Annotated in this window: 20 protein-coding genes and 7 pseudogenes; 16 read left to right on the top strand and 11 right to left on the bottom strand. The window is 57.8% G+C overall.

Annotation, left to right across the window (positions count from 1 at the left end; genetic code table 11):
- Positions 1-233: 233 nt before the first annotated feature.
- The 3 genes and pseudogenes from istB to WGT02_RS28105 all read right to left on the bottom strand — a co-directional run bounded on the left by istB (position 234) and on the right by WGT02_RS28105 (position 2,983).
- A complete protein-coding gene (istB, locus tag WGT02_RS28115; RefSeq protein WP_208247721.1) occupies positions 234-971 on the bottom strand; it encodes an IS21-like element helper ATPase IstB in 738 nt (245 codons plus the stop codon).
- An 11-nt stretch (positions 972-982) separates the two neighbouring features.
- Positions 983-2,513, bottom strand: a pseudogene (gene istA / locus WGT02_RS28110) (IS21 family transposase).
- 293 nt (positions 2,514-2,806) lie between these two features.
- Entirely contained in the window at positions 2,807-2,983 is a 177-nt protein-coding gene (locus WGT02_RS28105; protein WP_176703636.1) for a hypothetical protein, read from the bottom strand.
- Between the two features lie 833 nt (positions 2,984-3,816).
- Here WGT02_RS28105 and WGT02_RS28100 point away from each other — a divergent pair.
- The 5 genes from WGT02_RS28100 to WGT02_RS28080 all read left to right on the top strand — a co-directional run bounded on the left by WGT02_RS28100 (position 3,817) and on the right by WGT02_RS28080 (position 6,511).
- A protein-coding gene (locus tag WGT02_RS28100; RefSeq protein ID WP_112334090.1) for an IS630 family transposase occupies positions 3,817-4,877 on the top strand; the annotation gives its coding sequence in 2 pieces (ribosomal slippage) (positions 3,817-4,309 and positions 4,309-4,877; 1,062 coding nt in all).
- A 550-nt stretch (positions 4,878-5,427) separates the two neighbouring features.
- Positions 5,428-5,790, top strand: a complete 363-nt coding sequence (locus WGT02_RS28095; RefSeq protein WP_225040075.1) for a hypothetical protein — start codon at positions 5,428-5,430, stop codon at positions 5,788-5,790.
- Positions 5,780-6,001, top strand: coding sequence for a hypothetical protein (locus WGT02_RS28090; protein ID WP_208247718.1), 222 nt, complete (start codon positions 5,780-5,782; stop codon positions 5,999-6,001). Before WGT02_RS28095 ends, WGT02_RS28090 begins: the two co-directional genes overlap by 11 nt.
- Entirely contained in the window at positions 5,985-6,302 is a 318-nt protein-coding gene (locus WGT02_RS28085; protein WP_208247716.1) for a hypothetical protein, read from the top strand. The genes WGT02_RS28090 and WGT02_RS28085 overlap by 17 nt, the downstream gene beginning before the upstream one ends.
- Positions 6,299-6,511 carry a hypothetical protein gene (locus WGT02_RS28080; RefSeq protein WP_024317649.1) on the top strand — a complete coding sequence of 71 codons (213 nt, stop codon included), beginning with the start codon at positions 6,299-6,301 and terminating at the stop codon, positions 6,509-6,511. Before WGT02_RS28085 ends, WGT02_RS28080 begins: the two co-directional genes overlap by 4 nt.
- 3 nt (positions 6,512-6,514) lie before the next feature.
- Here WGT02_RS28080 and WGT02_RS28075 read toward each other — a convergent pair whose 3' ends face one another.
- Together WGT02_RS28075 and WGT02_RS28070 are read right to left on the bottom strand one after the other, a co-directional pair.
- Positions 6,515-7,627, bottom strand: a complete 1,113-nt coding sequence (locus tag WGT02_RS28075; RefSeq protein ID WP_208247714.1) for a hypothetical protein — start codon at positions 7,625-7,627, stop codon at positions 6,515-6,517.
- A 143-nt stretch (positions 7,628-7,770) separates the two neighbouring features.
- Positions 7,771-8,535 carry a metallophosphoesterase gene (locus WGT02_RS28070; protein ID WP_024317646.1) on the bottom strand — a complete coding sequence of 255 codons (765 nt, stop codon included), beginning with the start codon at positions 8,533-8,535 and terminating at the stop codon, positions 7,771-7,773.
- Positions 8,536-8,852: 317 nt separating this feature from the next.
- On the opposite strand from WGT02_RS28070, the pseudogene WGT02_RS28065 reads away from it, so the two are divergent.
- Positions 8,853-9,038 (top strand): annotated as a pseudogene (locus WGT02_RS28065) (transposase domain-containing protein); the annotation flags it as partial.
- Positions 9,039-9,439: 401 nt separating this feature from the next.
- Here WGT02_RS28065 and WGT02_RS28060 read toward each other — a convergent pair.
- Positions 9,440-9,958: a c-type cytochrome gene (locus WGT02_RS28060; RefSeq protein WP_225040077.1), complete on the bottom strand. Its 519-nt coding sequence runs from the start codon at positions 9,956-9,958 to the stop codon at positions 9,440-9,442.
- A gap of 118 nt (positions 9,959-10,076) precedes the next feature.
- Here WGT02_RS28060 and WGT02_RS28055 point away from each other — a divergent pair, with 118 nt between their 5' ends.
- From WGT02_RS28055 to WGT02_RS28045, 3 genes are all read left to right on the top strand, one after another.
- Entirely contained in the window at positions 10,077-10,244 is a 168-nt protein-coding gene (locus tag WGT02_RS28055) for a hypothetical protein (RefSeq protein WP_208247712.1), read from the top strand.
- A 191-nt stretch (positions 10,245-10,435) separates the two neighbouring features.
- Positions 10,436-10,948 (top strand): hypothetical protein, encoded by a 513-nt coding sequence (locus WGT02_RS28050; protein ID WP_024317642.1) that lies wholly within the window; start codon positions 10,436-10,438, stop codon positions 10,946-10,948.
- Positions 10,949-11,135: 187 nt separating this feature from the next.
- Positions 11,136-11,555, top strand: coding sequence for a GNAT family N-acetyltransferase (locus WGT02_RS28045; protein ID WP_024317641.1), 420 nt, complete (start codon positions 11,136-11,138; stop codon positions 11,553-11,555).
- Between the two features lie 24 nt (positions 11,556-11,579).
- Here WGT02_RS28045 and WGT02_RS28040 read toward each other — a convergent pair.
- Positions 11,580-11,781, bottom strand: a pseudogene (locus WGT02_RS28040) (transposase domain-containing protein); the annotation flags it as partial.
- Between WGT02_RS28040 and WGT02_RS28035 the strand changes: the two are divergent.
- From WGT02_RS28035 to WGT02_RS28015, 5 genes and pseudogenes are all read left to right on the top strand, one after another.
- Positions 11,773-12,010 (top strand): annotated as a pseudogene (locus WGT02_RS28035) (transposase); the annotation flags it as partial. The pseudogenes WGT02_RS28040 and WGT02_RS28035 overlap by 9 nt on opposite strands.
- Positions 12,011-12,030: 20 nt before the next feature.
- Positions 12,031-12,399 carry a DUF2442 domain-containing protein gene (locus tag WGT02_RS28030; RefSeq protein WP_024317639.1) on the top strand — a complete coding sequence of 123 codons (369 nt, stop codon included), beginning with the start codon at positions 12,031-12,033 and terminating at the stop codon, positions 12,397-12,399.
- 68 nt (positions 12,400-12,467) lie between these two features.
- A pseudogene (locus WGT02_RS28025) lies at positions 12,468-12,886 on the top strand (Ku protein); the annotation flags it as partial.
- Positions 12,887-13,047: 161 nt separating this feature from the next.
- Positions 13,048-13,281 carry a hypothetical protein gene (locus tag WGT02_RS28020; RefSeq protein WP_024317637.1) on the top strand — a complete coding sequence of 78 codons (234 nt, stop codon included), beginning with the start codon at positions 13,048-13,050 and terminating at the stop codon, positions 13,279-13,281.
- Positions 13,282-13,404: 123 nt separating this feature from the next.
- Positions 13,405-13,939, top strand: a pseudogene (locus WGT02_RS28015) (HAD hydrolase-like protein).
- Between the two features lie 63 nt (positions 13,940-14,002).
- On the opposite strand, the gene WGT02_RS28010 reads toward WGT02_RS28015, so the two are convergent.
- The 3 genes from WGT02_RS28010 to WGT02_RS28000 all read right to left on the bottom strand — a co-directional run bounded on the left by WGT02_RS28010 (position 14,003) and on the right by WGT02_RS28000 (position 15,758).
- Entirely contained in the window at positions 14,003-14,407 is a 405-nt protein-coding gene (locus WGT02_RS28010; RefSeq protein WP_208247710.1) for a GNAT family N-acetyltransferase, read from the bottom strand.
- 553 nt (positions 14,408-14,960) lie between these two features.
- Positions 14,961-15,356 carry a DUF1236 domain-containing protein gene (locus WGT02_RS28005; RefSeq protein WP_024317634.1) on the bottom strand — a complete coding sequence of 132 codons (396 nt, stop codon included), beginning with the start codon at positions 15,354-15,356 and terminating at the stop codon, positions 14,961-14,963.
- A gap of 129 nt (positions 15,357-15,485) precedes the next feature.
- Positions 15,486-15,758 (bottom strand): BON domain-containing protein, encoded by a 273-nt coding sequence (locus WGT02_RS28000; protein WP_208247709.1) that lies wholly within the window; start codon positions 15,756-15,758, stop codon positions 15,486-15,488.
- A gap of 288 nt (positions 15,759-16,046) precedes the next feature.
- Here WGT02_RS28000 and WGT02_RS27995 point away from each other — a divergent pair, with 288 nt between their 5' ends.
- Together WGT02_RS27995 and WGT02_RS27990 are read left to right on the top strand one after the other, a co-directional pair.
- Positions 16,047-16,328 (top strand): DUF982 domain-containing protein, encoded by a 282-nt coding sequence (locus WGT02_RS27995; protein WP_024317632.1) that lies wholly within the window; start codon positions 16,047-16,049, stop codon positions 16,326-16,328.
- A 362-nt stretch (positions 16,329-16,690) separates the two neighbouring features.
- Complete coding sequence (locus WGT02_RS27990) at positions 16,691-16,957, top strand: hypothetical protein (protein ID WP_024317631.1); 267 nt, start codon at positions 16,691-16,693, stop codon at positions 16,955-16,957.
- A 418-nt stretch (positions 16,958-17,375) separates the two neighbouring features.
- Here the strand turns inward: WGT02_RS27990 and WGT02_RS27985 are convergent.
- A pseudogene (locus tag WGT02_RS27985) lies at positions 17,376-18,403 on the bottom strand (tetratricopeptide repeat protein); the annotation flags it as partial.
- Positions 18,404-18,895: the final 492 nt, after the last annotated feature.

Below are 18,895 nucleotides of genomic sequence, written 5' to 3'. Positions count from 1 at the left end.
AAGGTCCAAGAAACCCCTATCTCAAGCCGGAGCGCGCACCGAAGGAAGACGCAGTCGAACTTGGGGACTGGGTGGCGCGCACGATGCTTGGAAATTCGGTTGGGAGTGCCGATTCCGATGAAGCCGCCCCTTTGTTCCGAGATGATTGCGCCCCCGGATTCCGGGATGATCTCGCCCCCTTGAGGCTGGGGTCCTGCTGGCTGTGATTGTTGTCAGTTCATTCGTGTAACGAGTCAAGATTTCCGGCGCTGATTTCGCCGCAAGCTTTCGCCGGATAGGTCGATGCGGTGGGCGTTGTGAACGAGGCGATCGAGGATGGCATCGGCGTAGGTTGGGTTGCCGATGATCTCGTGCCAGGCTGATACCGGAAGCTGGCTGGTGATAATCGTCGAGCGGCGTCCGTAGCGATCTTCGAGGATCTCCAGGAGGTCGTGGCGTGCCTGCTCATTGAGCGGTTCCAGACCCCAGTCATCAAGGATCAAGAGCTGGACGTGGCCGAGGGTTCGCTGCAGCCTTGCATAGCGGCCGTCGCCGTGGGCAAGAGCGAGATTGGCAAACAAGCGTGGCACGCGTTGATAAAGAACTGAGCGATCGTCGCGGCAGGCCTTGTGCCCGAGTGCACAGGCTAACCAGCTTTTGCCAACGCCAGATGGCCCGCAAATCGCGAGGTTGTCGTGGGCATCAATCCAGTCGCCGCCGATCAGCTTCATGAACAGCGCACGATCGAGACCGCGGTCGCTGCGGTAATCGACATCCTCAGGCACAGCATGATGGCGAAGCTTGGCAAACCGCAGCCGGGCGGCAAGCTTGCGATCGTGGCGCGAACTCCATTCTCGCTCCAGCAGTAGCCCGAGCCATTCGGCATGGTAGAGTTGTTCGCTCTCACCGTTGGTCAGCAGTTCGTTGAACGCCTTGGCCATGCCAGTCAGGCCCATGGCATTCAATTTATCAAGGGTAGGATGTGCAAGCATATGTCGTCTCCTCAGTGGTAATAGCGGGGACCGCGGATGTTGGAGTGGTTGATCGGCTCGGGTGATGATGCGCCTGATGACGCCGACGGTCGGTCAAGGTGATTGTCGAGAATGGAACGCACCGAGCCATAGGTTCGAGCGCCGATTTCCAATGCCCGGCCGCAGGCTGCATTGACCCTCTCGCGCTCAAACGCTTTGACGAGGCGGATAATGCCCAGACAGGCTCTGTAGCCCTGTTCGGGATGCGGTCGATCGGCAAGAATACGCTCGCAGAGCAATGCAACGTCTGAGCCGATCGCGGAGGCTTCGCGGCGGATGCGTTCGATCGTCCAGTCGGCAAAGCGGCGATGCGATGACGGCATGTGCTCGGGCGTTGTCGTGTGCTTGCCATTGCCACTCGAACGCCTGTGGGCGGCAATCCGCTCACCTTTGTGGAAGATCTCGATGGTATTGGCGGTGATGCGGGCCTCGACCTGCTCACGCGCAAAGCGGTAGGGCACCGAGTAATAGTGCTTGTCGATATCGACATGATAATCGAGACCGGCCCTGCGTATCTTCCATTCCGCAAAGACGTATCGTTCCACAGTCAGCGGACGCAGGGCGGGATAATCCAGCTCTTCGAACAATTGCCGTCGCGTGCGCCCGACGCGACGCAGGACGCGCCTGTCGTTGAGATCAGCGAGCAATTCAGCAATCGCCGCATTCACGTCGGCAAGGCTGTAAAAGACGCGGTGGCGTAGTCGACCCAGCAGCCAGCGCTCGACAATGCGAACCGCGGCTTCGACCTTCGCCTTGTCCCGAGGCCGGCGCGGTCGTGCCGGAAGAACAGCGCTTCCGTAATGAGCCGCCATCCCGGCATAGGTGCGATTGACCTGCGGATCAAAATGGCAGGCCTTGATGACGGCGACCTTGGCGTTGTCGGGAACCAGCAACGCCGGTGCGCCACCGAACGCCTCAAGCGCAAGCAGGTGACATTCCGATCCAGTCGGGCAACGTTTCGCTCCAGCGAGCATGTGCAAATGAAAGGCTCGATGCGCCGAGCACTGCGACGAACAGGTGGGCTTGCCGCGTCTTTCCCGACAATCTGTCGACGACCACCGTGACCGTGTCGCCGGCATAATCGACGAACAGCTTTTCGCCGGCCGCATGGTTTTGGCGCATTGTCACCGGCAGCTTCAGCGCCCAGCCGCGATACAAATCACAGTAACGGCTGTAGCGATATCCCTCGGGATGAAGGCCGATATACTCGTCCCAGAGGATCTGCAGCGTCACATGCTTGCGCTTCAGTTCCCGGTGAACAAGAGCCCAATCCGGCTCAGCGCTGCGGCGATGACCGGTCTTCGTGCCGGCAGCCTTGTAGAGAGCCGCTTCCAACATCGCATCGCTGACGTCCTCGCCCAACGGCCAGGAAAGCCCAGCAATGTCCACACGGCGCAGCGTCTCACGCACCGTCGACGGCGCCGCACCAACGCGCACCGCAATCGACTTGTGGCCAAGGCCTTCCTCAAATCTGTATCTCAGTATCTCGCGGACACGCCGCATCTTCGGTCTCTCCGCTGGCATCGCGTTCCTTCCTCTCAGGCAACTGAAAGGACGAACGTCTCACCAGCAGAACACCCCGACAAACACCCCAATCAGAGGGCGGCATCATCTCGGAACAAGGGGGCGGTTAATTCTCGGAATTGGGGGGCGGCATTATTTCGGAATGCGGGGGCGGATTGCCTCGGAATCTGCAGTTGGGAGGCCGAAAACGCTAGTCGAGAGGGCAGCTTATCGAAGTTCATTCGGGAGCTAATGCAATCTCCCACTAGGTCGCTTGGAGCCTAAGTCTCGCCTTAGTGAATGACGGTCGCGACTTGGTCGTCCGGAGGGATCGGCGCTTTATGGGTTTCCGTCACCGACCAGGCCGTGACGGCAACAGCAACAGCCATGTACATGAAAGCTCCCTTGAACGGACGGGCCGTCAAGACGCAGTCCCTTGTCGCTTCCAACGAGTTCAGCTTCTTTGTCATGTTGTTCCTTCGTGTCTGAAGGGGGTGATATAGGCGATTAGCGTCCGCTAAAGAACGACGGGAATCGAGTACCTGCTCTGCGGCACACGAATACCCGCCGATCATCACTCTAGCGCTCCGGACTTGGAACCCAACCTCGTGTCAGGCCTTTGCTCATGCATTTCTGTGCGGTGTCGAGCTGATCTCTAAGGTGCTTGCAGTCGTCGATCAGCGTGGCAATGGCTGCCCTCATGTCACCCGAGTGCCAAGCAATCGCTTGTTCAACGGCATCGTACTGAAGGTCTAGCCTTTTCTCGGCGGCTGTCATCGCTTTTTCCCTCGCGGTTTCTGGCTTAGACAGGATCATTCGCAGTCGTCATGGTTCACGCCCAACATTGACGACCCGTTCCGGAATCAAGGGAACCGGCGAATGGTGGCAGAGCCCAGTGATTCCTTCAACCCGAACACTTGAGACTCTGGTTGGGAGTCGAAATCGTCCGATGACCGGTCTGTCGATAGGCGCGCGCAGAAGTTCTGCTGCGGACGACTGCAGCCTGGCTCTGAAAAGCCAACGACTATACACCGTTGAATGGACTCCTTTTCTCAGGATCGCACTCCAGATCATCGGCGGATGCGAACGGGCCGCATCCTATAGGAATAAGGCACATGCGCACTAGACGTGCCGCCTTTGCAATAGCTGTTAAGTACGTAATGCGTCTGCCAAGAACCGTTTGCCGGGTTTCTTTTGTGCGGCTCACTATCGGGGCCTAATACCAGCGAGCGCAGAGTGCGACTCACTTGGGATTCCCGAATCGGTGAAAATCTGAATCCATGGGGCAAACGGGAGGTTTGCAATGGGTTCGGCGATTGCATTGCGCGATGATTTTGATGGTCCTGCTCTGCGGCAGTTCGCGAAAGGGACCAAGGATGCCGCTCAAGCGCGGCGGCTTCTGGCGTTGGCGGAAATTTATGACGGCGGCTCGCGTACAGATGCGGCCCGGATCGGGGGCGTGACCTTGCAGATTGTTCGCGACTGGGTCGTTCGTTTCAATGAGCACGGGTCGGCCGGGCTCCTCAACGGCAAGGCTCCCGGCAATCGGCCCAAGCTGAATGATGATCAGCGCCAGGCCTTGGCCAAGATTGTAGAGCGTGGTCCGATCCCGGCTATCCACGGTGTCGTTCGGTGGCGGCGCAAGGATCTGGTCCAATGGATCTTCCAGGAATTCCGGATCTCGATGGACGAGACCACGGTTGGTCGCGAATTGAAGGCTCTCGGCTTTGCCAAGCTGTCTGCCCGGCCGCGCCACTACGCCCAGAATGAACCCGAAGTGGACGCTTTTAAAAAGAGTTCCCTGCCGCATTGGCAGCCATCAGAAGCAGCCTCCCGAAGAATACCGAGATCGAACTCTGGTGGGCCGACGAGGCGCGCATAGGTCAGAAAAACAAGATCACCCGCCGATGGGCTCGCCGTGGCACCCGACCTTCAGCGCCGCTGGATCAACGGACGATGTGGGCGTACATCTTCGGTGCCATCTGCCCCAAGAAAGGTAAGGGCGCGGGCCTCGTATTGCCCTATTGCGATACCGACGCCATGAATCAACATCTGCTGGAAATCAGCCAGGCAGTCGATGACGGCGCTCACGCGGTCCTCATCCTCGATCAAGCCGGATGGCACGTCACGCCGAAGCTCAGCGTCCCTGACAACATCACATTGCTGTTCTTGCCGCCGCGTTCGCCTGAATTGAACCCTGTCGAAAACGTCTGGCAGTTTATGAGGGACAACTGGCTGTCGAACCGCATCTTCACAGACTACGAGGACATCGTCGCTCACTGCTGTGCCGCCTGGAACAAACTCGTCGCGCAACCCTGGAAGATAATGTCCATTGGACTGCGCGAGTGGGCGCATCGGTTTTGATCAATGCATGTTGGTATAACGCGGTCGGACGCAGGCTCAGGAATGGTCGAAATTTACTCCCAGTACATCCACGATGACGGTCTTCGCTACGTCGTGTTACCGAAGGGAGACGAAGTCGAAGGCTGGGGGATTCCGGCGCGGAAAAAATAAAATCCCCAAGACGTTGGATCACGCCGAGGTCATCTAAGCAGGCCACGGCGAGGCGATAGGCATTTACAGATCCGTCACCCAGCGACTAACTGACTACCGGATGTGGCTCCGTGTGCGGCCCGAGGGGATTTCGAATATCAAGATCGAAACAAGCGACGGCACAATCGAGCATAAGAACATTTTCACGCTCTATGAGTCTGGTGATCTAGTGTCGCGGGCACATGCTCAAGAGTAATCACCAAGCGCAAGGACAAATCGCCTCCGGAGGAACTCCGAGCGATCGTCCTCGTTGAGCTGGCCCTCGCATGAGTTTTCCTTGTCTCGTCATATCCGAATGTTGACTCGGCCACAAAAGAGAACATAATAGGAACATCCAAAACTTTTGAGGAGGACGACGGCCATGCCACACATGCCGATCGAACAACTGCGTGGGGAAGACATCACGGGCACTTACTGGACACCACCCACAGAAGCTACGATGGCCGAAATCCATCCGCTCCTGATGGCAACCATGATCATGATGCCCAACTACCAGGGCTGGAGCCTCTATTCGGCCAACGTCTACGACATGGCTTCCGGGGGCCCGCTCGGCTATTTCGACATTGCGGTCGACCCCGCCACAAAAAGAGCCTGTGGCTACTTCAATGCCGTCGGTTCCAGCATCGTGATGCGCAAACCGGTCTGGTTCCAATGCGCCGGAGACGCGAGCGACGTCGTGCAGGCCTTCTATGACGTCGTTCGAGAAGCGGGCCATGTCGATTAAGCCCGCAAAGCAAATGGATGTCGCCTTTGAGGTTGAAGCCGCCCTCGCCTTCCACGACGAAGATGCCAAGGCGACCATCGCGACACTGCTCGGTGACATCAAGCATTTGCGCATGCAACTGGCATTGGCCAAGGCAGCAATGAGCCACGGAATGACGCGGGGATGGACGCCCACGTTTGATCGGGAGGTTGAACGTGCTGGACAGGACTAGCCGGACAGCAAAGCCGAATTTCGAGACCGCCTTTCGTAAATGGTGGCAGGCTCAGGGACCGAACTTCGAGAACAGGGTCAACATCAGCCTCGCAAAGAAGCTCTTCCGAGCGGGCTATGCTTCGGGGCGCAGAGCGGACACCGACCGATACATCTTCGCCGTCGGTCGTTTCCGCATAACGGTTTGGGCAGATGGTCTGCTGGAAGCGAAACGGAAAGCGACAGCCGAGGCTGATCTTAGAGCCGCCAAACGCGGGTGGAAAAGACCCAAGACGGGTTGGGTCCTCAAGGAGGTATTATGAACGACATCGATCGGCCGACACTGCAGCGTGCTCCCACACTCGTCGGCCGGAAATGCCATTGCGGGGACTGGGCTGGCTTCGGTTTTGTCAAGGGAGAACGCGACGACTGGTGGTGTTGGAAGCACTATCCATACAAGACGTCGGCTCGCTTGGGGGCTGCCCTGGAAGCCGCCGCGCTCGCACAATCCTTCGCTGCAAAAGTCGCATAACCGCTAAGAATACGAAACGTTTCGCACGCCCATCAGCGCACAAGCGTCCGTAAACAGCTTCGCGTTTTCGCCAGGAGCAGCTTCGACTTCGAAACCGCCATCCCACGTCAGTCCCGCGCGTGCGAGAACCCGTTGAATATCCAGGTCAGGCGCTGGCGGTTCGTCCTCCGGCAGAAGAAATCGCTGGACACGAAGTCCATCGATATAGGCTTCGTGGCAATAACGGCCGAGTTCCTCTCGCGCCTCCAGAAGCCGAAGCATCGCCTTAGGGCTGCCTTGGACTTCGCTAACCTGGAGGATACTCTGAAGGTTCTCGTCGATCTGGTCGACCAACTGGAAATACCAGGCCTTGAGATCGGATAGGCGCGAAAGCTTGATTTGGTCACCGCAGTTCTCGAGCACATATCTCCAGTCCGTGCACTCGATGGCCTGTTGGATCTCCGCTACTGGCAAGCCTTCACTGAGATGGCGATTTGCGGCTTCCGCAAAAGCTTCGTCGTCATCACGACGCGCTTGAACGCGGAAAGCGGCGACCCGAGACAGGCAAAGGACTGGTGCATCGACGCCTCCCTCGGAGATTACAGCCATCTGCTTTCTTGCTTTGTGTTCCGCTTGGGCGGCGCGAAGACGAGCTTCGTGCTCCTCGGACCAGACTTCATGGACTGTATCACCACCGTTCCATTGGAAACCCTGCTCCCTGAGGCAGTCGTCGATAGCTGTTTCGAGTGGCGGAGACAGTTCGCCAGCGCGCAAATGCCGATTGATCCTAATGCCGGCCAACTGGGTATTTTCCGCGATGCGGGCGACGGCAGTGCGCACCCTTACCTGCTCAAACTCCGCAGCGCGGCTAGGATCGTCCATGTCCTGCACACGTAGGCGTGCGGCTGCAGTTTTGAGGCCGCTGAGCGCCTGCGTCCACTCGGTCAAAAGCTCGTCTACGTTGGCGATCGACACGCCGCGCCCGGAATTAGTCAGCACAAACCTCCACACGAAATCGGCAGTTGCCGCCCTCAGCTCGGCCACCGGGCATCCGTCGGCGATAAGCAACTGAATTCCCTTGATGTCCTGTCGGTCCAGCAGCTCTTTCAGCAGCTTGACCCGATCTTCGTTTGCCATTTTATCTCCACTTCTGACTAAAAGTGTTCCGGCAATCCGAGAGACCGTCAATACGAAAAACGGGGACTCGCGCTTCATCCCGATGAGGTGTGTCGATTAAGCCCCGGTCTCAAGAGAGCTTAGGGTGACAGGCCCGCGAGGCATCAGACTTCTACAACGAGGCCGGGTTCAAATTGGGTTTGCTCTCTTGGATACCCTCTTGGGTTCGAGACAATTCTTGTGCTCCCGACATAGTAATCATTGCGATGATGGACGTGGCCATGCACCCAAAGAGCGGGTCGGGTCTCCAGGATAAGTTCTTCCAAATCCGAAGCGTAGCACGCCGACAACGGATCATGTCGAAACTCGGCGGCTACCGATCGGGGCGACGGCGCGTGATGGGTGACGAAGACGGCACTTCGGGCCGGCCGCTCGCGAAGTTCCGAGGCTATGAACTCTCTCGTCTCGACATGCTTTTTGTAAGAGTCGATGGGTCTGAATTTGGCGTACGGATTCTTTGAAAGCCTGATCTTGTTGTAGTCGTTCATGTCGTGCGCGGTGTATGACATCGCGACCTGGGGATTGTAGCCGAATAGTCGAAAATCCGACCACAGCGTGCCTCCTATAAACGACACTCCATCGATCTCAGCGACGGCGTTTTCGAGGAAGTGAACGCCCGAGTGGCCTTCAGCCATTTCAGCCTCCTTCAAGCTCTCTCGGAGTGCATCGCCATAGAATTCGTGATTACCCGCCGCGAAAACTACCGGGAGTTTTCCGGCGAGCTGCTTTGTTAGCCACCGTAAGCTGGGCACAATGCCCTTCGTCAGAACGTCACCGGCACAGACCACAACGTCTGCATCAGCTGGAGGTTCGAAATCGAACGGTTCGCCGAATTCTAAATGAAGGTCGGATATTACCCAGATTTTCATGGACGAGACCACCGGATGGGATGGAGGAATGGAGGTGAAAATGACCTGCCGCTATCAACACGGCGTCGGTAGACTTTTTGAATTGCGGGGGTGAGCAGGGTACGACCGATGAGGCACGTGACCTACCCTCCGTCCGCCCAAGCACCAATCATCGATCGCTGCGCCAGGAACGGCAGCTTGGATTTTGTCGACATTCTCGAGGTCGTCTGCGAGGCGTCGAAGCATGGTCACAAGGGTCGCACGGGGCGTGCCAAAGTACTTACTAGCCTCTGATTCGTCGCGTATCACAATCGGTGTCCACTTTTGATGCCCTAATCGACACTGCTGACGGAGCCAAGGCCAGTGCTGTGATTTACAGTCTGATGCTGACATGCCGCGCCTGTGGCGTCGACCCTCTGATCTGGCTGCGCCACGTACTCACCGAGTTGCCACAGCGCGAAGAGAATGCCGACATCGGCGACCTGCTCCCGTTCAACTTCTCCAAGACCTCCACGACCGAATAGAGCCGGATACCGCGACCGATGCTATCCGCCGTTCGGTGTGGAACAGGCGTCAATACGCATCGAAAATCGCGCTTACTCGCGTCCAGCCAAATAATCTCCGGGCGACCGATTGATTGGATTCGTCCAACCAAACCGTCGCCCTTTGAGATCCGAGGTCCTTCCGAGGACGGCAGCTCTTTCGACGTGCATCGCCGCCGTCCCTGCCATCCAGGCTGGCGCAGGCCGAGCATCTGCTTGTCGGCGCCGTATCGCGTTAGTTTCGCCGGAGAAGCCCGCAATCATCTATATGTTCGAGGATGCGATGGGCATTCAGCGCAAGGTCGAGATCACGCTCGCTGCCCATGGCCAGTATCTCGATGTTCGTGGGCAAAGAGGTGCCAATCGCCGTAACGCAGTGATCGCTATTTCGGCGGCCCTATTCGGTGCATCGCAGACCCCGAACTGATCGTCAGAGGCCGGCAAGATAGTGAGCCATGGCAGCGATGTCGTCGGCCGAAAAATTGCGCACCAAGGCCGTCATGCGGGGCATGTTCGTCGAGCGCTTGGAAGCGGGTAATGCTCGCTGCGTCGGCCGGCTCGCGGTAGGCGGGCCAGGGCAGTGCGGAGAAGTAAGCCGCAAGCGCCTTCATGTCGTCGCCGGAAAGATTCTTCGCGATCGGGCCCATGAGGTCGCTGGTGCGCGCTCCATTGCGATATTCCTGCAAAACTATCAGCAAATTGGACTCGTGCTGGCCGGCGATGATCGGCACCTTCTTAACAATCGGCAGACCATTCGCACCGTGACACATCTGGCAAAGCTTGACCTTGTGGGAGATCGCCGGCGGCGGTGGCGCAGCATTGTTCTGCGCTCCAGCCGGCAGCGGACCGAGGGCCACGAGAGCGGCGATGACGAACGGAGCGAGCGCGTTGCTGCAGGGCATTCGAGGCCTCCAGATCGGGGCTTAAGCTGAAGTGTGAAGCTGATCGTATGATCCTATCAGGAGATGCAACCATTGGCGAGCAAACGCCCGTCGCCTCCATCCGACTATGGCTGGGGCGTTGGGGGTTCTCGTTTCGAAGGACGGCGACTTCCTGCATCTGGACTGGTGCCTGATCGACGAAGTCTGGGAACACGACCCTGAGCTTGAGGCTCCCCTGGCGACCAGCAACTTGTTCGGCACCGTCCGGGAGAAGAAGATAGATGGGTACTATTTCGTCAATGGCTAGGCAAAAGCCGTCGGTATCCATCTGAATTTCAGTTCGAACATTGCGTCGGCCGACCGGCTTTTCAGAGCAAGTGATGCGATCACAAGCGCCATCCGCCCCGCTGGTCTGCGTCACCTGTCAATCGACCTTGACAAGCCCGTCCATGTCGAGACGCTATCGGGCTCGCAACGTCGTAGAAAAACGAGGATAGGATGAGGTTCAGCAGACCGGCAGTCGCAGGCGTGGTTGGCGTGGCAGCGTGTGTGTTTGGCGCGTGCCTTGCGGCATCGCCTGCGCTCACACAGGAAGTCGAGCCGCCCGCTCCATGGGTTAAGCTCACCGGTTCGCATGCCGGAGCGGTCGGAACATGCTCAATGGTTGATGCGACCGACATCGAGGCTTGTTACATGGTCCGGTGCGATGCCAAGAACGGTCTCATCTTCGAGATCGGCGATGCCACTGTTGGCGAGATGGGCCTGCGATCGGCGCGCTTCGAGATTGGGAGGTACAAAGAGACGATCCGCCTCGACGGAAACAGTCCCGATCGGCGAACGATTGTTCTTTCAAAGCATCCGAAGCTGCTAGCCGCCCTTACATCTGGCGCTGATTTCGCCACTATGTACGCCGTCGAGGCCGATGTGGTGGAATACAGCACCGGCTTTGAACTTACGGGGGCGCGAGACCAGATATCTCACCTGGCAAGTGGCTGCCCAACCAAGCCGTGACGACGGGCAAGGGTCCTGACCGACCATGACGCCCGATGTTAGCGCTGTTTGCCTCGCACCTTAACCATGCGCGTATTGCCGTTTCGAATAATACCGCTGTGACAGAGATGGCAAAAATGCGCCAATTGCAGTCATTGCGCCCCGATGGACCGCCCCTATAATCGTTCCACTGCGAGAGGCTGCTGATTTGAAGCTGGTACGGGTATCGAGCCAATCTGAATGGGAGGCGTATCATCAGATTCGACGGCATGTGCTGTTCGATCTGCGCGGATTGTCTGGATACGACGATCACCATCCTGACGACAGAGAGCCGGAGCATCTTCCGCTGATTTTTGTCGATGGCAATGAGTGCGTCGGTGCCGTCCGTCTTGATCTCACTGGGAACGGGAATGGGGTGGTTCGCGCGGTTGCAATCGTTGCGGAGCGCCAGCGGCAAGGTATCGGCCGAGCCATGATGAACGGCGTCGAGAGACTAGCCATGGCTCACGAGGCAGTGAGACTAGAAGCCCACGCAGCGCCCGACGCAGTGGGTTTCTATTACAAAATTGGCTGGGAAATTGTCGATGCACACCGGCCTAATCCTCTTATGGCAAAGCTTTTGAAATGACCGCTTATGGGCCGGCAGCGGACTTCAGCCGTGTGTTCGCTCCGGGTACTTCCACGGCATTAGCTCGTCGATCCAGCTCTGCTTATGGCCATTGACGAGGCGGGTGAGCGTGGCGGACAGGTACGCAAACGGATCGACGGCATTGAGCTTGCAGGTTTCTATCAGCGAGGCAATGGTCGCCCAACTCGGCCCCGGCGTCGTGACCGGCGAAGAGAGCGCTCCGCCTGGCGTCGCCTTTACCTATGCCCCCAGTCGAAGCGGCCAGCATGCCGAGCGGATATTACAAGGGTTCACGGGTGTCCTTCAGGTGGACGGCCATACCGGATATAATCGGCTGATCACACCGGATCGTGTCTGTCCCGACGTCCGACTAGCCTATTGTTGGGCGCATGCTCGGCGCAAGCTAACGGTTCGGCACCGATTGCCTAGAAGGCATGAAGCGGATCGGCGAACTGACGCAGCCAACATGAGCGGAATGAAGTCGCAGATGGGGCCATACGCCACGTCAGCCCGCTACGACGCTGATCATGATGCCATCGTTGTGGTGCTTAACAACGGTTCTTTCCTCGGTTTTCCCGTCGAGAAACTGCAAGGGTTGCAAGGTGCTAACGCTTCGCAATTGAACAACGTCGTTGTCGAGGCCAAGGGCCTTGGGCTTCACTGGCCGGATATCGATGCCGATCTCTGTGTTCCAGCTCTGATGGACGGAATATTGGGCTCCAGAAAGTGGATGGCGGCGCAATTGGGGTCTGCTGGTGGGAAGGCAAAGTCCGGCGCGAAGGCCACTTCATCGAGACTCAATGGCTTAAAGGGCGGTCGTCCCAAGAAGAATGCAGCCGCGTAGTCGCTCCTCAAGGCCACCTTTTCAGGCGGCCCAGCAGGTAGGCAATTTTTCGCTGGTGGCAGTTTACCATGGCGTCAGGACACCGTGCCCAGTGGAAGGGCGTTCTGAAAGTTGGAGAGGCCAGCCGCGGGAGTGGCCCTCTGCACGGCTGCCTCTACCTCTGAACGCATCACCTTCAACACTGTCAACAAAGCGACGGGCAACCGGGGAATCGCATTTTCGTCGACAGAGAGACCGAAGACCCGGTTCCGAAAGAAGAGCAGACAGAGAGGGGTTCGAGATCGACGTCGGTCGTTACATCATGATTGATCCGGAAGAGATCGCGGCTGCGATTCCCCAAAACAACAAGACGCTCGAGATTGAGGCCCGCCCTGAGATAGACGACGTCTATTTTGACACGCCTTACTACTTGACCCCGAGCGGATCGGACGCGTTCACACTTCTCCGGGACGGAATGAAGAAAGCGAAGGTCGGCGCCATTCGGCGGCCATCCTGCCCCTGGCAAATGAGAAAGAACGTCTTCCCATCCGTGACATCGCCGTGAACGCCGCTGACGGGATACTCAATGTCGCTAGATCGATACCGAACACATTAGGCGAGTCTAAGGTTCAACGTCTGCAAACACACTACGAATCGATTGGACTGAGCATGAGAGCCTCGGAGTACAAGGCTGCGGTTGCCGTCACAGGTTTGAGTACCGCAGATATTGAAAAGCTATTCGAAATCGATCAGGCAACGCATCAGGCGTTGGCCTCCGGCGATCTGGAGGTTCCCCCAGCCGTTGCGCTCGGCCTGTTGCTCATGTTGGTGACGAATACCAACGTCAAAAGCGCTCGCATTCTCGTGGCAGCCAATCCTCCATACAGGCCGAAAGCTGCCTAGCCGCGCCCTGAACGGAGAAGAAGTCTTCGGCTCCCCTAGCATCATGTCGCGATCGTCCTGTAGGAAATCAGCTCGCGGCCGCTAGGCTACGCCGTATTCATTGGCCCGGAGAGGACCTATACTGTGACCGCCCTCACCGCCCTTAGCGGTTCGACCATCGCATTCGACCTTGACGGAACCCTAGTTGAGTCAGCCCCTGACCTGATCCGGGCAGTGAATGTAATCCTCGTCGCAGAGGGCTTCCAACCCTTGGCCTACAATCAGGGTCGGCCCTTCATCAGCCGTGGTGCCCGTTGGTTGCTACAATGGGGCCTTGAGATTGCCGGCGAGCAAGACCCAGCCGCCCGCGCCGCTCACAGCGGCCAAGCCGAACGCCGCTCACCTAATCGAAGCTGTGAAGGCAATAGGCGGCGATCTGGCCCACACTATTATGGTTGGTGATGCGGACACCGACGCCGAGGCGCGTGCCGCTGGTACACCGCTAATCCTGGTTTTCTTCGGCTACACCGAAATTCCGGCTGTCGAACTCGCGCCCGACATCTTGCTGCGTCATTTCGATGACTTGGTGGACGCATGCGCCACCCTTCTCAATGGAAGCATAGCCGCCATTGGGGTGGGTGAGCGAGTTGCAATTAGCCATCCTCACCTCACAAGATAGCGCCTCTCAGTCGTTTCTTGATGAATTTGGAAGCCATGTCGCAGGTAGAAATCCAGCGCGGGATTAGTGGTCAGGACGCTCAAGCGAAGCGGAACTGCAAGAGTCGCAGCATCCGCTATGACACCCCACAGGACTCGAACCAATTCCTCGCCGCTGAGATTTCGGCTCGATAAACAGTTCGTCGAGCCATAGGTGATCACTATGCTTCTCAACGGTGACGCATCCGACATCATGACCGCCATCGATGATGATCTGGCAGCAGTCAATGGAATCCCGCACGCTCAAACCCGATGGCCACGAGCCCCAGAGCGCAACAGCGTATTCACGCATACAAGCCTCTTCGAGCCATACGAGAAAAGGCTTGTCAGCTTCGGTGGCCGGGCGTTTTGAAATCATCGACGTGACCTGCGGGTTCGCAAAAAATTCGATTTTAGCGAGGGGCACAATGGTCCCCTGATGGAAAAACATCGTCCATCGTCGGCACCCATTGCAACCTTCAAGAAGCTCGTCGCCCGTCGACCCAAGCGGTCATTGGACGTCCACCAGCGCTATGATGGCGGTCATTGGTCATTGCCTCAACTCCGCTCGTTAAGGGTTGCGACGTCAAGTCTAGATGGCGATCCAACCCAAGCTGTCGCACAAATCGGCTTCTCGAACTGAGAGAAGAGCGACCCATCAGTGATATGGCGGCAAACTGTTTCCGGATCGGCAACGTCAAAGGCGGTATCGACCTGCTCAGCCCGAATGACGGGGAATTCATAGGTCGCAAACCGATAATTTCGGCGGTTGTCTGCTGCATGGCCGAGACGGCGTCCGCGACGTGTAGGCCCTCCGTGTCACCGAACGATGACTTATGCACCCCGACCGAACCCGGCTCGGCGAGACGACTTGCGCCTCCCAGGAATGCGAGCGAGCATGCCGAAGCGCACTCAGCTTGCCTGACCTGGACCGTGGACAAGTCGAGGGATCGTACGCTTGTTGCCCTCATTGTTGGAAAGGGGCGGCTGGAGCCGCCCGTCCGTCACTGGACGACCTGGATGACCTTCCGGGAGGAAGGTTCGACGATCACACGCTGTTCGTTGACAATTGCGTACGCATACTTCGGTTCATAGGGAACTGGCGTCACGACCACGGTCGTCGGTAGCGGCTGTCCGACGACAATCTTTTCCTTCACCACGACGCGTTCGCTCGGAGTTGGAACCTGCTGAACATAGGTCACCACCTTTGGCGGCGGCGGCTCAAGGAGGCTGCCTGCAACGCCGCCGACGATGCCTCCGACAGCAGCACCAGCAGGGCCACCGACGATAGCACCGGTTGCCGCACCACCTGCTGCACCTGTTACGGTCGACGACTGCGCAAAGGCAGAGGTTGATGCCAGCAGGATACTTGCCGCGATTCCTATTGATTTGATATTCATTGGTTTTCCTCCATTTTGGCGCGGTTTGTCCGCTGCAGACAAACCGTCTGATGGAGCGACTGTTCCCAAGGCAGGACTTTAGTCCGCGGGCCGCAGGACCTTAGTCCTATCCCCCGCAACCAAGGTAGACTATTGGGTCGGAAAACGGCTCAACATCCGGTCCTGGACGTTCTCGAAGCCGACGATCATCGCGGCAATAGAGATCGCCTTGTCACGGTCAGCGGCGTTCGTGATATAGCCCTCGAGTAGGACGACTGGGCCAAGCATATGGATCGTAATGGCATTGCTATCGATGTCTGGGTCAGCTGAGACCGCGGATTGGATCGTCGCGATGGTCGATGCAGAACTGTGGCCTTGCGAACAGCACTGTTCGTGGCTGAAGTTGTCAGAACCGAACTTCATAGTTTCACTCCTCCCGTTCCGCCCTCCTCGGAACATCGTGGTTTCCATACTTCTAATATGAATAGCGCCCCAGAAGCTGCCAGTCAGACTTAGGTCCGACTTCCCCCCGTTGTCATCTGGCTTAAATCGACCTCCTCCTTATTCGAAAAGGACACAGGGAAGGCTTAGTCGTTGCGAGACCGCCGCCTAGACCTCCGTGATGAAGCCACCAATTTCCGACCCGCGTCGGGCGGCCGAGCGACGTTGCTGTCAGGAACGGTTCTTGCACGGTTAATGAATTACTTAGCCATGCAAAGGGTCGGTGTAATGAAACGGCACAGAAGCGAAGAGTTCGCTCCTCTGATGCTTGTTATGAGCGGACAGAAAGAGAACAGGCTCGTCAAATCGCTCCGCGATATGGCAGAGGCGCTGATCCTCGCCTGGCCCTCTGATGACGGTGAGGAATACATGATCGCCGTAAAGACTTGCCTGGATGCTCTTTACGGTGACGTTTCGGTCAAGGATGCGCGTGCTGCCCTCGTTCGAGCCGCGGAAGAGGCAGGCATACTCGTGATCGGTGTCATTCACTGAGAACTAAGCTCGCAGCAGTCGGTTCGTCCTTGATCCTGGCATGGACCCCCAGCTGCCAGTTGGGTCCGGCCTCGCGATCTTAGGCGCTGGATATAGCCCTCAAGCAACACCACACGACCCAGCATCGAGATATCGAGATCAGGCTCGGCGGACATCGCTGCGTCTAGTCTTCGTCCGCGGAAGAGTCTGTGCCGAAATGCATAGCGATCATCCTTTTACTTACCTTCGTGAAGAAATCTGCGAACGTTAAGAAAATTCTGGTTTGGGACTTAGGTCTGGGCAGCCCGCGACGAGGCGGTTCTTGCGGAACAATCGATTTTCGAAGGGGTTTCCTCGGAGAAACCCAGACCGCGGTGGGATTGATGGTTGAGGACAGGAGCATCTTCCGAAAGCGCAATTGGCTCGCTACCGTGCGAGGCATCGTTGCGCATAGCGTCAGCGGGCCCGAAGTTGAGACTGCTCCATGCAAGTTGCTGCTTGGCAACGCGATCCTGCACGTCGCGAGGCTCGATGCCTCCGTTTGTAGCACCGCAAGTGCGACAATAGAGTTGGAAGGTATAACGCTTGACTGCGACGAGTGTCGGCGGCTTGCCTTGAAATACGGCGACCGGCTTGAGGTTCGCGAGTAAGTCAGTAGAATCCTGGGCCTTTTGCGATCTTAGACACAATATACGGACCGAGGCCGAGCCCGTCGGATTTTTGGTCCCGCTGCTTGAACGAGATAGACATGGGCGAGTACCATGATCGATCAGGAAGAGGGTTCCGCCGTCATCCCGGATTCGGACAAACTGCTGCGGTGAGCTGAAGGCCCCATTCCTTGGCAGCCCCGTAACCTGACAGTTCCTCAAGACGATGTTCGCCGGTCTTTCTGGGAGGGGGCGGCTCGATGACCGGCTCTGGTCTGGCTTTAAGCTGTCGCGATGCAATCATCGCCGGCGACTTTCCGGCAAGATAGCAAAGACCATAAAATGCTGCATACCTCCGAAAAGCGCCTCCGCGGCCGACAGCGGACCTTGCTTATCCTTAATCAAAGTCTCTGAACTGCAGTCAGTGTTCGGGCAATCCTGCTTGCCGCAAGCCCTTGGCCGTCTGATCTGCCCATTGCGGTACCCCTTGAAACACGGGCCGCGACAGATAGCGCTCGATCGTAAAGCCTGGCTCGGCTGCCAATAGCTTCTTCGCGGCCCATTGAGCCGTCTTCAGGTCGCCACTCATTGCCGACCAGGCAGTCATCATTCGATAGGGCCAGGTCACCTCTGGATGTTTGTTGATTACCTCACGGGCGATGGCAACGGCCTCGGAAAGGGAGCCTGCCATGGCCAATGAAAGGGCGAATCCCATCCTCATGTTGAATGCAAGCGGGTCCGCCGGACTGAGCGTCAGCGCTCGCTCGAACCGCTCTGTAGCGCGATCAGTCTCACCTTTGTAGCTTGCAACCCAGCCAAACCTCGCCCATGCCCAGGCATTGTTTGGATCGAGCGCCAGCGCTCTTTCAAGGTAGGCCGCCGCACGCTCCTGATCGCCGCAGTGGCTCAACGCTCCACCGGCGGCGGTCAAGGCAGTCGGATCATCGTCGATGGAGCCCGCCGCAGCCTCGATGGCCCTCAATGCGCGTTCCAGGTCCCGCTGCGGTTCTTCGGTCCAGATGTAGCCGACGTTCTGGGCGTGGCACCATGCCAGAAATGCATGGGCTCGGCCGTAAGCAGAGTCGATTGCGATGGCATCCTGAAGTAGTGGTATTGCCCGCTTGATAGCATCCTTGTTGTGACCCCAGAGGTATGGGTAGGCGCGCATGACGAGGTCATAGGCCCGCAGACTGCTTGGCGGCTTACGCTTCGACAGCTCGATTTCCGCGCTGCGGATGGCTGGATGTATTGCGCCCGCGACCTGCGCTGCGATCCTGTCCGGAACTCGAAGATGTCCTGGGTCGCGCCCTCATAACGCTCGGACCAAAGCTGGGTCCGCATCTCGGCGTCGACCAGTTGCACAGAAATACGCAGCCGATCCCCTCCCCGGCGAACAGTGCCTTCGACCACGTAAGTGACTCCAAGTTCCCTCCCAACGTCACGCACGTCACGCACGTCTACATGCCGGCTCTGAAATCTGCCGAGGTTCTTGACGGCGTGCCACGGAATCGGCTCAGTGCTGAAACTCGGCAACCCAATGCCGTCGCCCGATACCGCAAGAGCAAGTTCCCTTGAGAAGAGCTTGAGCAACCCTGCTACACAGATCAATCCGAAAAATGCGCCGCCGAGCCACGAAACAACAATTCCCGGAAAGCGGCCTGCGCCTTCCGACATCCATATGTTCCCAACTATCAAAGCCGCAAAAACGAAGCTGCCGAGCACGGCTCTAAGCAATTTGCCTTCGTCCCACCGGTACGACGTCGATGGAACCAGCTTGGCCGCATCCGATCGCAGCTCTAGGGACTGTGGGTCAACTTGCCCGGATGCGTCTTTAGGGAATTCCGAACGCGTGGCCGATAATGACGTACCAGGAGTCACCTGCTCGTCGTCGCCATTTAGCTCCTGAATCTCCGAAGCTACTCGCCAGTTTGCAAAGCCTTC

It is taken from the genome of Rhizobium sp. T1470 (genome assembly GCF_042140505.1).
Taxonomy (GTDB): Bacteria; Pseudomonadota; Alphaproteobacteria; order Rhizobiales; family Rhizobiaceae; genus Rhizobium; species Rhizobium favelukesii.
The sequence above is the reverse complement of the archived record's forward strand: the minus strand, read 5'-3'. Positions and strand labels throughout refer to the sequence as shown.